The 13,517-nt window shown below is 52.9% G+C and carries 12 protein-coding genes; all 12 read left to right on the forward strand.

The annotated features are described in order from the left end of the window. The first annotated feature begins 19 nt into the window (after positions 1–19). Positions 20–259: a F0F1 ATP synthase subunit C gene (gene atpE, locus LLF79_RS15695; protein ID WP_000429386.1), complete on the forward strand. Its 240-nt coding sequence runs from the start codon at positions 20–22 to the stop codon at positions 257–259. 48 nt (positions 260–307) lie between these two features. Continuing rightward, positions 308–778 carry a F0F1 ATP synthase subunit B gene (atpF, locus tag LLF79_RS15700; RefSeq protein ID WP_003862370.1) on the forward strand — a complete coding sequence of 157 codons (471 nt, stop codon included), beginning with the start codon at positions 308–310 and terminating at the stop codon, positions 776–778. Positions 779–792: 14 nt separating this feature from the next. Next, complete coding sequence (gene atpH, locus LLF79_RS15705; protein WP_008500192.1) at positions 793–1,326, forward strand: F0F1 ATP synthase subunit delta; 534 nt, start codon at positions 793–795, stop codon at positions 1,324–1,326. Positions 1,327–1,338: 12 nt separating this feature from the next. After that, positions 1,339–2,880 carry a F0F1 ATP synthase subunit alpha gene (gene atpA, locus LLF79_RS15710; protein WP_003862367.1) on the forward strand — a complete coding sequence of 514 codons (1,542 nt, stop codon included), beginning with the start codon at positions 1,339–1,341 and terminating at the stop codon, positions 2,878–2,880. A gap of 51 nt (positions 2,881–2,931) precedes the next feature. Beyond that, the gene (gene atpG, locus LLF79_RS15715; RefSeq protein WP_008500191.1) at positions 2,932–3,795 is read left to right on the forward strand and encodes a F0F1 ATP synthase subunit gamma; all 864 of its coding nucleotides are present in this window, start codon (positions 2,932–2,934) and stop codon (positions 3,793–3,795) included. Between the two features lie 31 nt (positions 3,796–3,826). Beyond that, positions 3,827–5,209: a F0F1 ATP synthase subunit beta gene (gene atpD / locus LLF79_RS15720; RefSeq protein WP_003862362.1), complete on the forward strand. Its 1,383-nt coding sequence runs from the start codon at positions 3,827–3,829 to the stop codon at positions 5,207–5,209. A gap of 20 nt (positions 5,210–5,229) precedes the next feature. Beyond that, positions 5,230–5,649 (forward strand): F0F1 ATP synthase subunit epsilon, encoded by a 420-nt coding sequence (locus tag LLF79_RS15725; RefSeq protein ID WP_006177560.1) that lies wholly within the window; start codon positions 5,230–5,232, stop codon positions 5,647–5,649. 138 nt (positions 5,650–5,787) lie between these two features. Beyond that, entirely contained in the window at positions 5,788–7,158 is a 1,371-nt protein-coding gene (glmU, locus tag LLF79_RS15730; protein ID WP_227879847.1) for a bifunctional UDP-N-acetylglucosamine diphosphorylase/glucosamine-1-phosphate N-acetyltransferase GlmU, read from the forward strand. A gap of 225 nt (positions 7,159–7,383) precedes the next feature. Further along, complete coding sequence (gene glmS / locus LLF79_RS15735; RefSeq protein ID WP_008500188.1) at positions 7,384–9,213, forward strand: glutamine--fructose-6-phosphate transaminase (isomerizing); 1,830 nt, start codon at positions 7,384–7,386, stop codon at positions 9,211–9,213. A gap of 428 nt (positions 9,214–9,641) precedes the next feature. After that, positions 9,642–10,220 (forward strand): chaperone-usher fimbrial major subunit, encoded by a 579-nt coding sequence (locus LLF79_RS15740; protein WP_227879848.1) that lies wholly within the window; start codon positions 9,642–9,644, stop codon positions 10,218–10,220. Between the two features lie 71 nt (positions 10,221–10,291). Then, entirely contained in the window at positions 10,292–10,975 is a 684-nt protein-coding gene (locus LLF79_RS15745; protein WP_045353381.1) for a fimbrial chaperone, read from the forward strand. A gap of 18 nt (positions 10,976–10,993) precedes the next feature. Further along, entirely contained in the window at positions 10,994–13,513 is a 2,520-nt protein-coding gene (locus LLF79_RS15750; RefSeq protein ID WP_227879849.1) for a fimbria/pilus outer membrane usher protein, read from the forward strand. The last annotated feature ends 4 nt before the right edge of the window (positions 13,514–13,517 follow it).

Here is a 13,517-nt window from a genome sequence, read left to right on the forward strand (position 1 = left end):
AAACAAACTGGAGACTGTCATGGAAAACCTGAATATGGATCTGCTGTACATGGCTGCCGCTGTGATGATGGGTCTGGCGGCTATCGGTGCTGCGATCGGTATCGGCATCCTCGGGGGCAAATTCCTGGAAGGCGCTGCGCGTCAACCTGATCTGATTCCTCTGCTGCGTACTCAGTTCTTTATCGTTATGGGTCTGGTGGATGCTATCCCAATGATCGCTGTAGGTCTGGGTCTGTACGTGATGTTTGCTGTCGCGTAGTAGTAGTTTTAAAACCCTAAGCCACAGATATTAAAGAGGTATTGTGCTGTGAACATGAACGCAACAATCCTCGGCCAGGCCATCGCGTTTATTCTCTTTGTCTGGTTCTGCATGAAGTATGTATGGCCGCCTTTAATGGCAGCCATCGAAAAACGTCAGAAAGAAATTGCTGACGGTCTGGCTTCTGCAGAACGCGCTAAGAAAGATTTGGACCTTGCACAGGCCAACGCGACAGACCAGCTGAAAAAAGCGAAAGCGGAAGCTCAGGTTATCATCGAACAGGCTAACAAACGCCGTTCGCAGATCCTGGACGAAGCGAAAGCTGAAGCAGAACAGGAACGTACTAAGATCGTGACACAGGCTCAGGCTGAAATTGAAGCTGAGCGTAAACGTGCTCGTGAAGAACTGCGTAAGCAGGTTGCGATTCTGGCTGTTGCTGGCGCCGAGAAGATCATCGAACGTTCCGTGGATGAAGCTGCTAACAGCGACATCGTGGACAAACTTGTCGCTGAACTGTAAGGAGGGAGGGGCTGATGTCTGAATTTGTTACGGTAGCTCGCCCCTACGCCAAAGCAGCTTTTGACTTTGCTATCGAACACCAAAATGTCGATCGCTGGCAGAATATGCTGGCGTTTGCCGCTGAGGTGACGAAAAACGAACAAATGGCCGAGTTGCTTTCCGGTGCGTTAGCACCTGAAACCCTCGCCGCGTCGTTTATCGCCGTGTGCGGAGAGCAACTGGATGCCAACGGCCAGAACCTGATTAAGGTGATGGCAGAGAATGGTCGTCTCCGTGTGCTCCCGGATGTTCTCGAGCAGTTTGAGCACTTACGTGCCCTTAGTGAAGCTACCGCTGAAGTCGAAGTGACTTCTGCGACTGAACTGAGTGACGAACAGCTTGCGAAAATTACCGCCGCGATGGAAAAACGTCTGTCACGCAAAGTTAAGCTGAATTGCAAAATCGATAAGTCTGTAATGGCAGGCGTAATCATCCGCTCGGGTGATATGGTCATTGATGGCAGCGTACGCGGCCGTCTTGAGCGCCTTGCAGACGTCTTGCAGTCTTAAGGGGACTGGAGCATGCAACTGAATTCCACCGAAATCAGCGAACTGATCAAGCAGCGCATTGCTCAGTTCAATGTTGTGAGTGAAGCTCACAACGAAGGTACTATTGTTTCTGTAAGTGACGGTGTTATCCGCATCCACGGCCTGGCCGATTGTATGCAGGGTGAGATGATTTCCCTGCCGGGTAACCGTTACGCTATCGCACTGAACCTGGAGCGCGACTCCGTTGGTGCAGTTGTGATGGGTCCATACGCTGACCTCGCCGAAGGCATGAAGGTTAAGTGTACTGGCCGTATTCTGGAAGTACCGGTTGGCCGTGGCCTGCTGGGTCGCGTTGTTAACACCCTGGGTGCGCCAATCGACGGTAAAGGTCCGGTTGAGCACGATGGCTTCTCCCCAATCGAAGTTATCGCACCAGGCGTTATCGACCGTCAGTCCGTAGATCAGCCTGTTCAGACAGGTTATAAGTCCGTTGACGCCATGATCCCAATCGGTCGTGGTCAGCGTGAACTGATCATCGGTGACCGTCAGACCGGTAAAACCGCGATGGCAATCGACGCCATCATCAACCAGCGTGATTCCGGCATCAAATGTGTGTACGTGGCTATCGGCCAGAAAGCGTCCACCATTTCTAACGTGGTTCGTAAACTGGAAGAGCACGGCGCGCTGTCTAACACCATTGTTGTTGTGGCGACCGCTTCTGAATCTGCTGCACTGCAATACCTGGCACCATACGCCGGTTGCGCAATGGGCGAATACTTCCGTGACCGCGGTGAAGATGCGCTGATCGTATACGATGACCTATCTAAACAGGCTGTTGCTTATCGTCAGGTTTCCCTGCTGCTCCGTCGTCCACCTGGACGTGAAGCGTTCCCTGGCGACGTATTCTACCTCCACTCTCGTCTGCTGGAGCGTGCTTCCCGCGTTAACGCGGAATACGTCGAGAACTTCACCAAAGGTGAAGTGAAGGGTAAAACGGGCTCTCTGACCGCGCTGCCGATCATTGAAACCCAGGCGGGTGACGTTTCTGCGTTCGTTCCGACCAACGTAATCTCCATTACCGATGGTCAGATCTTCCTGGAAACCAACCTGTTTAACTCCGGTATTCGTCCGGCGGTTAACCCGGGTATCTCCGTATCCCGTGTTGGTGGTGCTGCTCAGACCAAGATCATCAAGAAACTGTCCGGTGGTATCCGTACCGCGCTGGCACAGTATCGCGAACTGGCTGCGTTCTCTCAGTTCGCATCCGATCTGGACGAAGCAACCCGTAAACAGCTGAGCCACGGTCAGAAAGTGACCGAACTGCTGAAGCAGAAACAGTACGCACCAATGTCTGTTGCTCAGCAGGGCCTGGTACTGTTCGCGGCTGAACGCGGTTACCTCGAAGATGTGGAACTGGCGAAAATCGGTAGCTTCGAAGCCGCTCTGCTGGCTTACGTCGACCGTGATCACGCTCCGCTGATGCAAGAGATCAACCAGACCGGTGGCTATAACGACGAAATCGAAGGCAAGCTGAAAGCTATCCTCGATTCCTTCAAAGCAACCCAATCCTGGTAATCGTCCGGCGGCTTGTCTCAGGACAAGCCGCCTGGCATTGAGGAGAAGCTCATGGCCGGCGCAAAAGAGATACGTAGTAAGATCGCAAGCGTCCAGAACACGCAAAAGATCACTAAAGCGATGGAGATGGTCGCCGCTTCCAAAATGCGTAAATCGCAGGATCGCATGGCGGCCAGCCGTCCTTATGCAGAAACCATGCGCAAAGTGATTGGTCACCTTGCAAACGGTAATCTGGAATATAAGCACCCTTACCTGGAAGAACGCGACGTTAAGCGCGTGGGCTACCTGGTGGTGTCGACCGACCGTGGTCTGTGTGGCGGCTTGAACATTAACCTGTTCAAAAAACTGCTGGCGGATATGAAAGCATGGTCTGAAAAAGGCGTTCAGTGCGATATCGCAATGATCGGCTCTAAAGGCGTCTCTTTCTTTAACTCCGTTGGTGGCAACATTGTCGCTCAGGTGACCGGTATGGGTGATAACCCGTCCCTGTCCGAACTGATCGGCCCGGTTAAAGTGATGTTGCAGGCCTATGATGAAGGCCGTCTGGACAGACTGTACGTTGTCAGCAACAAATTCATTAACACTATGTCTCAGGTTCCAACGCTCACTCAGATGCTGCCGTTACCGGCATCAGAAGATGACGAGCTGAAGCAAAAAGCCTGGGATTACCTGTATGAACCCGATCCGAAACCGCTGCTGGATACCCTGCTGCGTCGTTACGTTGAATCTCAGGTTTATCAGGGCGTTGTAGAAAACCTGGCCAGCGAGCAGGCCGCACGAATGGTGGCGATGAAAGCCGCGACCGATAATGGCGGCAGCCTGATTAAAGAGCTGCAGTTGGTTTACAACAAAGCTCGTCAGGCCAGCATTACTCAGGAACTCACCGAGATCGTCTCGGGGGCCGCCGCGGTTTAACCAGGTTTACGAATTACGTAGAGGATTCAAGATGGCTACTGGAAAGATTGTCCAGGTAATCGGCGCCGTGGTGGACGTCGAGTTCCCTCAGGACGCCGTACCACGCGTGTACGACGCGCTTGAGGTACAGAATGGTAACGAGAGCCTGGTGCTGGAAGTTCAGCAGCAGCTCGGCGGCGGTATCGTGCGTACCATCGCGATGGGTTCTTCCGACGGTCTGCGTCGTGGTCTGGAAGTAAAAGACCTTGAGCACCCGATCGAAGTCCCGGTAGGTAAAGCAACACTGGGTCGTATCATGAACGTATTGGGTCAGCCAATCGACATGAAAGGCGACATCGGTGAAGAAGAGCGTTGGGCTATCCACCGCGCGGCACCTTCCTACGAAGAGCTGTCCAGCTCTCAGGAACTGCTGGAAACCGGTATCAAAGTTATCGACCTGATGTGTCCGTTTGCGAAGGGCGGTAAAGTGGGTCTGTTCGGTGGTGCGGGTGTAGGTAAAACCGTAAACATGATGGAGCTGATCCGTAACATCGCGATCGAGCACTCCGGTTACTCCGTATTTGCGGGCGTAGGTGAACGTACTCGTGAGGGTAACGACTTCTACCACGAAATGACCGACTCCAACGTTCTGGACAAAGTATCCCTGGTTTACGGCCAGATGAACGAGCCACCTGGAAACCGTCTGCGCGTTGCGCTGACCGGCCTGACGATGGCTGAGAAGTTCCGTGACGAAGGCCGTGACGTTCTGCTGTTCGTTGATAACATCTATCGTTACACCCTGGCCGGTACTGAAGTATCTGCACTGCTGGGTCGTATGCCTTCAGCGGTAGGTTATCAGCCAACGCTGGCGGAAGAGATGGGTGTTCTTCAGGAACGTATCACCTCTACCAAAACCGGTTCTATCACCTCCGTTCAGGCGGTATACGTACCTGCGGATGACTTGACTGACCCATCTCCAGCCACCACCTTTGCGCACTTAGATGCAACCGTGGTACTGAGCCGTCAGATCGCGTCTCTGGGTATCTACCCAGCCGTTGACCCGCTGGACTCCACCAGCCGTCAGCTGGATCCACTGGTTGTTGGTCAGGAACACTACGACACCGCGCGTGGCGTACAGTCCCTGCTGCAGCGTTACCAGGAACTGAAAGACATCATCGCCATCCTGGGTATGGATGAACTGTCTGAAGAAGACAAACTGGTTGTAGCACGTGCGCGTAAGATCCAGCGCTTCCTGTCCCAGCCGTTCTTCGTTGCGGAAGTATTCACCGGTTCTCCGGGTAAATACGTTTCCCTGAAAGACACCATCCGTGGCTTTAAAGGCATCATGGAAGGCGAATACGATCACCTGCCAGAGCAGGCGTTCTACATGGTTGGTTCCATCGAAGAAGCTGTGGAAAAAGCCAAAAAACTTTAACGCCTTAATCGGAGGGTGATATGGCAATGACTTACCACCTGGACGTCGTCAGCGCAGAGCAACAAATGTTCTCTGGTCTGGTCGAGAAAATCCAGGTAACGGGTAGTGAAGGTGAGCTGGGTATTTTCCCGGGTCACGCACCGCTGCTCACCGCCATTAAGCCTGGTATGATCCGCATCGTTAAACAGTTCGGTCACGAAGAGTTTATCTATCTGTCCGGCGGCATTCTTGAAGTGCAGCCTGGTAGTGTGACCGTTCTGGCCGATACCGCTATTCGTGGCCAGGATCTCGACGAAGCGCGAGCCCTGGAGTCGAAGCGTAAGGCTGAAGAGCACATTAGCAGCTCTCATGGCGACGTGGATTACGCTCAGGCGTCTGCGGAGCTGGCCAAAGCGATCGCGAAACTGCGCGTTATCGAGTTGACCAAAAAAGCGATGTAACACCGGCTTGAAAAGCACAAAAGCCAGTCTGGATACCAGGCTGGCTTTTTTTTTCGGCCTTAATTCATGATGAAAAAGATGTAGAATTTTAAGCATCAAACGTTTTTACTTCTCACTCAAACTACCGTCAGGATGCGTATGTCAAACAGTGCGATGAGCGTGGTGATCCTTGCCGCAGGCAAAGGGACCCGCATGTATTCCGATCTGCCTAAAGTGCTTCACACGCTTGCAGGAAAGCCAATGGTGCAGCACGTCATTGATGCAGCGAATGAATTGGGCGCCAGTCAGGTCCACCTGGTCTACGGCCACGGCGGCGATCTGCTTAAAAAGACGCTGAGCGACGACAAGCTCAACTGGGTGCTTCAGGCCGAGCAGTTGGGTACAGGCCATGCCATGCAGCAGGCAGCGCCCTTCTTTGCGGATGACGAAGACATTTTGATGCTCTACGGCGATGTCCCGCTGATCTCCGTTGAAACGCTGACTCGCCTGCGTGAAGCCAAACCGCAGGGCGGCATCGGTTTATTAACCGTCGTGCTGGACGATCCAACCGGTTATGGCCGTATCACCCGTGAAAACGGCAACGTTACGGGTATTGTTGAGCATAAAGATGCCAGCGAGGCGCAGCGTCAGATTCAGGAGATCAACACCGGTATCCTGATTGCCAATGGTGCGGATATGAAGCGCTGGCTGTCGAAGCTCAATAACAATAACGCCCAGGGTGAATACTACATCACCGACATTATTGCTATGGCATACCTGGAAGGGCGCGAGATTGCGGCGGTCCATCCGGCGCGCATCAGCGAAACCGAAGGGGTGAACAACCGTCTTCAACTCTCCCGTCTTGAGCGCGTTTATCAGTCCGAACAGGCCGAGAGACTCCTTCTGGCTGGCGTGATGCTGCGCGATCCGGCGCGTTTCGATCTGCGTGGCACGTTATCTCACGGGCGCGACGTTGAAATTGATACTAACGTCATCCTCGAGGGTAACGTGACGCTGGGCAACCGCGTCAAAATTGGCGCTGGCTGCGTGATCAAAAACAGCGTCATTGGTGACGACTGTGAAATCAGCCCGTACAGCGTGGTGGAAGATGCCCGTCTGGATGTGGCCTGTACCATAGGCCCGTTTGCGCGTTTGCGCCCGGGCGCTGAGCTGCTGGAAGGCTCACATGTTGGAAACTTCGTTGAGATGAAAAAAGCGCGTCTGGGTAAAGGCTCAAAAGCCGGTCATTTAACCTATCTGGGCGACGCGGAAATTGGTGACAACGTCAACATTGGCGCAGGCACAATCACCTGTAACTATGACGGCGCCAATAAGTTTAAAACCATCATCGGTGATGATGTGTTTGTCGGTTCCGACACCCAGCTGGTGGCACCTGTTACCGTGGGTAACGGCGTAACGATTGCCGCCGGGACAACCGTTACGCGCGATATCGCCGATAACGAACTGGTATTAAGCCGTGTGCCGCAGGTGCACAAGCAGGGCTGGAAACGTCCTGTGAAGAAGAAGTAACAACAAGGCGGGTGGCGCTATGCTTACCCGCCCTACGATTGAGTAGGCCTGATAAGGCGTAGCCGTCATCAGGCAAACCCGGGTGAGGAGATAAACATATATCTCCCCCCACAAGCAGTACCCATAAAAATAACCCCACTCTCTACAAGGCTCGGGGCGCCCGGAAAGGGCAAATACAGGTCAGCGACAACGCAGGCATTATGCCTAAATTCGGAATCTAAAATTATGTGTGGAATTGTTGGCGCAGTTGCGCAGCGTGATATTGCTGAAATCCTTCTCGAAGGTTTACGTCGTCTGGAATACCGTGGTTACGACTCTGCCGGTCTGGCTGTTGTCGATGCAGAAGGTCATATGACCCGTCTGCGCCGTCTCGGTAAAGTGCAGATGCTGGCCCAGGCCGCGGAAGAACATCCGCTGCACGGGGGAACCGGTATTGCGCACACCCGCTGGGCGACGCACGGCGAACCGTCTGAAGGCAACGCGCACCCGCATGTGTCTGAACACATCGTGGTCGTGCACAATGGCATTATCGAAAACCACGAACCGCTGCGTGAAGCACTGAAAGCGCGCGGCTACACCTTCGTCTCTGAAACTGACACCGAAGTGATTGCTCACCTGGTGCACTGGGAACTTGAGCAGGGCGGTACGCTGCGTGATGCGGTGCTGCGTGCTATTCCTCAGCTGCGCGGTGCGTACGGTACGGTGATCATGGATTCCCGCGACCCGTCCACGCTGCTGGCCGCGCGTTCCGGTAGCCCGATGGTTATCGGTCTGGGCATGGGTGAAAACTTTATTGCTTCCGATCAGCTGGCACTTCTGCCGGTCACCCGTCGCTTTATCTTCCTCGAAGAGGGGGATATCGCCGAAGTGACTCGCCGTAGCGTGACCGTGTTCGATACCAAAGGCGAGCAGGTGAAACGTCAGGAGATCGAATCGAATCTGCAGTACGACGCGGGCGACAAAGGCGCTTACCGTCACTACATGCAGAAAGAGATTTACGAGCAGCCAAACGCCATCAAAAACACCCTGACCGGGCGCATCAGCCATGGTGAAGTGGATCTGAGCGAGCTGGGCGCAAACGCGAACGAACTGCTCAGCAAGGTTGAGCATATTCAGATCGTGGCCTGCGGCACCTCCTACAACTCCGGTATGGTCTCTCGCTACTGGTTTGAATCTCTGGCGGGCGTGCCGTGCGACGTAGAAATTGCGTCTGAGTTCCGCTATCGCAAATCTGCCGTGCGTCGTAACAGCCTGATGATCACCCTTTCCCAGTCAGGTGAAACGGCAGATACCCTGGCGGCGCTGCGTCTCTCTAAAGAGCTGGGTTATCTGGGTTCTCTGGCCATCTGTAACGTCCCGGGCTCATCGCTGGTGCGTGAATCCGATCTGGCGCTGATGACCAAAGCGGGTACCGAAATCGGCGTGGCCTCCACCAAGGCGTTTACCACTCAGCTGACGGTTCTGCTGATGCTGGTGGCGAAACTGGCGCGTCTGAAAGGTGAAGATGCCTCTGTTGAGCATGACATCGTTCACGGTCTGCAGGCGCTGCCGAGCCGTATTGAGCAGATGCTCTCCCAGGACAAACGCATTGAAGCTCTGGCGGAAGATTTCTCTGACAAACATCACGCCCTGTTCCTGGGCCGTGGCGATCAGTATCCGATTGCGCTGGAAGGCGCGCTGAAGCTGAAAGAGATCTCTTACATTCACGCTGAAGCCTATGCGGCAGGCGAGCTGAAACACGGTCCGTTGGCGCTGATTGACGCGGATATGCCGGTTATCGTCGTGGCACCGAACAACGAACTGCTGGAAAAACTGAAGTCCAACATCGAAGAAGTCCGCGCCCGTGGCGGCGTGTTGTACGTCTTTGCTGATAAAGATGCCGGTTTCGCCAGCAGCGACAACATGCACATCATCGAGATGCCGCATGTGGAAGAGGTGATTGCGCCGATCTTCTACACCGTTCCGCTGCAGCTGCTGGCCTATCACGTGGCGCTGATCAAAGGCACCGACGTTGACCAGCCGCGTAACCTGGCGAAGTCCGTTACAGTAGAATAATCTCCAGCCTACCCGAGGCTGCCAGTATTCTGGCAGCCTCATAGTCCTCCCCTCAGCGATTACTTCTTTTTATCGCAGCCTGTTTCTTTTTTCATGTTTCCTTACATTATTGCGTCATCTGATTGTCTCGCCGATTTCTGCTTAAAAAATAATCTTATTTAGCGGTGGCAAAGAAAAGATATTGATAAATTCTCAAAAAAACAGAAAAGAGACATCAATAGCATTTTTTAATTATTTTTTATTCTTATTTGTAAGGGGTTTTTTATTTTTCGTTTTTATTATTTTATTTTAAAGATATTTCATGAGAGAAAACGTGTTTGTCATAGGGCAGGAATGAATTGTACTATCGCCACGCTTTAAAGGATGGTGTGTTTTATTTGAATGTGTAAATGAAACGCATACAAATAATATAAATTATGGAGAGTTTCATGAAATTAAACGTTATAGCCACTTCGCTGGTTTTATCTTCCGCCCTGTTTTCAGGTGCGACATTAGCGGCTGACGGTACTGTTCATTTCCGTGGCGAGGTGATTGATTCTACCTGTACAGTCACGACTGATACCAGCAACCAGACTGTTAATATTGGTCGTGTGGCAGCCACTACTTTCGCAGGTATTGATTCCACCGCGTCTGTTAAAGATTTCCACATCCGTCTGGAAGGCTGCCCGGCAACCTATACTCAGGCGGCAGTACGCTTTGACGGGACGGAAGATAAAGATACCATCGGTAAAGGTTATCTCTCAATCGGTACGCCGGTGAACGAAGACGGTACGGACGGCGAGTTCACTGGCAGCGGCGACGCCATTGCCGCGACGGGCGTGGCGATTAAACTGTTCAACCTGAGCGATGATACCGCGATCCCTTTGTATAACAATTCTAAATACGTTGCCATTGCTGATGGTAAAGCGGATATGGGATTCAAAGCGAAATTCGTCCAGACTCTGGCAACAGTGACGCCGGGTACTGCGAATGCTGACTCTCAGTTTACTATTGAATATCTGAAATAATCAGCGATTATGGATTCGGAGCCTGTTAAGAACTTATTAACAGGCTCCTTTATATATAAGGACATTGGATTATGCCAGGGCGTATAGTGAATGTATTAATAGCGTGTTGTCTTACGGGTATTTCTACACTGGCATCGGCAGGTGTGGTTATTGGTGGCACACGAGTGATTTATTTGAGTGATAAATCCGACACAACCATTACTGTCAAAAATAACGAAGCGGCTATCCCTTATCTTATTCAAACATGGGTTGACCCCTTCAATAATACAGGAACCGCGAAAAAACCACCGTTTACCGTCATTCCACCGGTATCTCGTCTGGAGGCTGGGCAGGAAAAAATTCTGCGCATTATGAAAACCGAGGGCAATTTACCGCAGGATCGGGAGTCGGTGTTCTGGCTGAACATCAAAAATATTCCCCCGGCGAGCAATAAGCCGAACGCGATGGAAATCGCCATTAAGACGCGTATCAAGCTGTTCTGGCGTCCGGCCTCGTTGAACATCACCCCGGAGCACGCCGCTACGCAGGTGAAGTGGCACAGAGAAAATCGGCAGTTGGTAGTTGAAAATCCCACGCCGCTAAATATCAACGTTATGAATGTGACAGTGGACGGCAAAGATGTGCCACTCAATATCGTCCATCCCTTTGAAACCCTGCGTTTACCCTTACCGGAAGGCGTGAATGGCCATGCGCTGGTGTGGCGGTATGTGAATGATTTCGGTGCGATTAGCCAGGATTTAAAAGCAGCGCTTTAAGCAAAGGATGGTTTATTTATGGAGTGTTCCCGTATTTTCATCGCGTTTGCTTCCGGGGTGGTGCTTGGTTTATCCGCCGAGACGGCAGCGAGGGATATGTTTAACCCTGCGTTGCTTGAAATCGATCATCCTGTGGACGTTGATATCCACCAGTTTAACCGCGCGAACAATCTACCTGCCGGGAACTATAAGGTCAGTATTCATGTTAACGGCGAATATGTTGACCGCCGGGAGGTGACCTTTGTCGAAGATACTGCCACCAGCAACCTTCATCCTTGCTTCTCAGACGTCAAGACCGTGCTCGCTGAGCTTGGGGTAAAAGTGGCGGCTATCAAGGCCCTTAACGACATAGATGACAAAGCCTGTCTGAACCCCGCGCCGCTCGTTCCCGGCTCAAGCTGGACGTTTGATACGGATAAACTCCAGCTTAACGTCACGTTGCCGCAAATCTATATTGATGTATCGGCGCGCGGCTATATCAGTCCCTCACGCTGGGATGAGGGCATCAATGCGCTTATGGTGAACTACGATTTTTCCGGCTCCAGCACGGTGCATTCGAACGAGGATGTTAACGACGATTTTTATTATCTGAACCTGCGCAACGGTGCCAACCTGGGGGCATGGCGTTTACGTAACTACAGTACGCTAAACGTGACCGATGGCGAGTCTTCGTATCATTCGATCAATACCTATTTACAGCGCGATATCGCCGCGTTACGCAGCCAAATCATGCTGGGGGATACGTGGACCGCAAGCGACGTGTTTGACAGCACGCAACTGCGTGGTATGCGTCTCTACACGGATGATGACATGCTGCCTTCGAGCCTGACGGGGTTTGCGCCAGTGGTTCGCGGCGTGGCGAAAAGCAATGCGACCGTGATTGTGCGGCAAAACGGTTACATCATTTACCAGTCTGCCGTACCGCAGGGAGCGTTTGCGCTCAAGGATTTAAACACTACCAATTCGGGTGGCGATCTGGATGTTACCATCAAAGAAGAGGATGGCAGCGAGCAACATTTTACCCAGCCTTACGCCTCACTGGCGATCCTGAAGCGTGAAGATCAAACCGATGTCGATATCAGCGCGGGTGAACTGCGCGATCAAAACGATTTTCAGCCGACCGTTTTTCAGGCGCAGGTGTTACACGGTTTTCCTGCGGGTATTACCCTCTACGGGGGCGTGCAGGGAACCAGCGATTACACCTCCGCCGCGCTTGGCGTGGGGAAAGATATGGGTTCGCTGGGCGCCATTTCGCTGGACGTAACGCATGCCCGCGCGCGGTTTGAGGACGATGACGAAAGCGGGCAATCTTACCGTTTTCTCTATTCCAAACGTTTTGATGAAACTAACACAACGTTTCGGCTGGTGGGCTACCGCTACTCCACAGAGGGCTACTACACCCTGAACGAATGGGCGTCCCGGCAAAATAACGAGAGCGACTTCTGGACGACAGGTAACCGCCGTAGCCGTCTGGAGGGAACATGGACGCAGACCTTTGGCGACGGGATGGGAAATATTTATCTTACCCTTAGCCGCCAGCAGTACTGGAAGACGAATGAAGTCGAGCGGCTGGTGCAGCTGGGCTACAGCAATAGCTGGCGCTCTATTTCCTGGAACGTCTCCTGGAACTACACCGATTCACTCACCTCGGCCCAAAATAGCACCGACACTGACATCAGCGACAGCCAGGGCAGCGAACAGATTTTTATGCTCTCTCTCTCCATACCGTTGTCAGGCTGGCTGCATGATAGCTACGTCAACTATGGGTACACCCAAAACAACCATGGAAAAGGGATGCACCAGGTGGGGCTGAGCGGTAACGCGCTGGATGCGCACAACCTCTCCTGGAACGTTCAGCAGTCTTACGATGCGGATAACGAAGATTACAACAACAACGCTGGGGTGGGCTATGACGGCACATATGGTTCGGTAAACGCCAGTTACGACTATACCCAGGACAACCAGCGCCTCAACTATGGAATGAAGGGCGGGATTCTGGCCCACAGCGATGGCATAACTTTCTCTCAGGAGCTGGGGGAAACCGTCGCGCTGGTTAAAGCCCCGGGAGCTTCCGGCCTGGCGCTGGAGAATGGTACGGGTAAGGCGACGGACTGGCGCGGCTATACGGTACAGACGCAGCTCAATGCCTACGATGAAAACAGAGTGGAGATCGACAGCGATTACTTTGCGAAGGCCAACGTCGAAATCGACAACAGTATCCTCAGCGTTATCCCGACGCGCGGCGCGGTGGTACGGGCGGAGTTTGTCACTCACGTGGGCTATCGCGTCCTGTTCAATGTGCGGCAGAAGAGTGGCAAACCGGTGCCGTTTGGCGCAATGGCCTCGGCTGATTTACCCCACGGCAGCGTAACCGGCATTGTGGGTGAAAATGGCGAGCTTTATCTGTCCGGCATGCCGGAAGAGGGGGCGTTTGTCCTGAAGTGGGGCGCAGATAACACGATGACCTGCCCGGTTAACTACCATTTTACCCCGCCAGAAGGCGTTGAACTGATACAAATATCGGCATTATGCCAATAGGGAA

Origin of the sequence: Enterobacter cloacae complex sp. 2021EL-01169 (genome assembly GCF_020733125.1) — a bacterium.
GTDB classification, from domain to species: Bacteria; Pseudomonadota; Gammaproteobacteria; order Enterobacterales; family Enterobacteriaceae; genus Enterobacter; species Enterobacter roggenkampii.

What these genes read in the sequence shown, in the direction of transcription:
- atpD (WP_003862362.1), top strand. Translation starts at nt 3,827, where the DNA reads ATGGCTACTGGAAAGATTGTCCAGGTAATCGGCGCCGTGGTGGACGTC.
- atpA (WP_003862367.1), top strand. Translation starts at nt 1,339, where the DNA reads ATGCAACTGAATTCCACCGAAATCAGCGAACTGATCAAGCAGCGCATT.
- atpH (WP_008500192.1), top strand. Translation starts at nt 793, where the DNA reads ATGTCTGAATTTGTTACGGTAGCTCGCCCCTACGCCAAAGCAGCTTTT.
- LLF79_RS15750 (WP_227879849.1), top strand. Translation starts at nt 10,994, where the DNA reads ATGGAGTGTTCCCGTATTTTCATCGCGTTTGCTTCCGGGGTGGTGCTT.
- LLF79_RS15725 (WP_006177560.1), top strand. Translation starts at nt 5,230, where the DNA reads ATGGCAATGACTTACCACCTGGACGTCGTCAGCGCAGAGCAACAAATG.
- LLF79_RS15745 (WP_045353381.1), top strand. Translation starts at nt 10,292, where the DNA reads ATGCCAGGGCGTATAGTGAATGTATTAATAGCGTGTTGTCTTACGGGT.
- LLF79_RS15740 (WP_227879848.1), top strand. Translation starts at nt 9,642, where the DNA reads ATGAAATTAAACGTTATAGCCACTTCGCTGGTTTTATCTTCCGCCCTG.
- atpG (WP_008500191.1), top strand. Translation starts at nt 2,932, where the DNA reads ATGGCCGGCGCAAAAGAGATACGTAGTAAGATCGCAAGCGTCCAGAAC.
- atpE (WP_000429386.1), top strand. Translation starts at nt 20, where the DNA reads ATGGAAAACCTGAATATGGATCTGCTGTACATGGCTGCCGCTGTGATG.
- glmS (WP_008500188.1), top strand. Translation starts at nt 7,384, where the DNA reads ATGTGTGGAATTGTTGGCGCAGTTGCGCAGCGTGATATTGCTGAAATC.
- glmU (WP_227879847.1), top strand. Translation starts at nt 5,788, where the DNA reads ATGTCAAACAGTGCGATGAGCGTGGTGATCCTTGCCGCAGGCAAAGGG.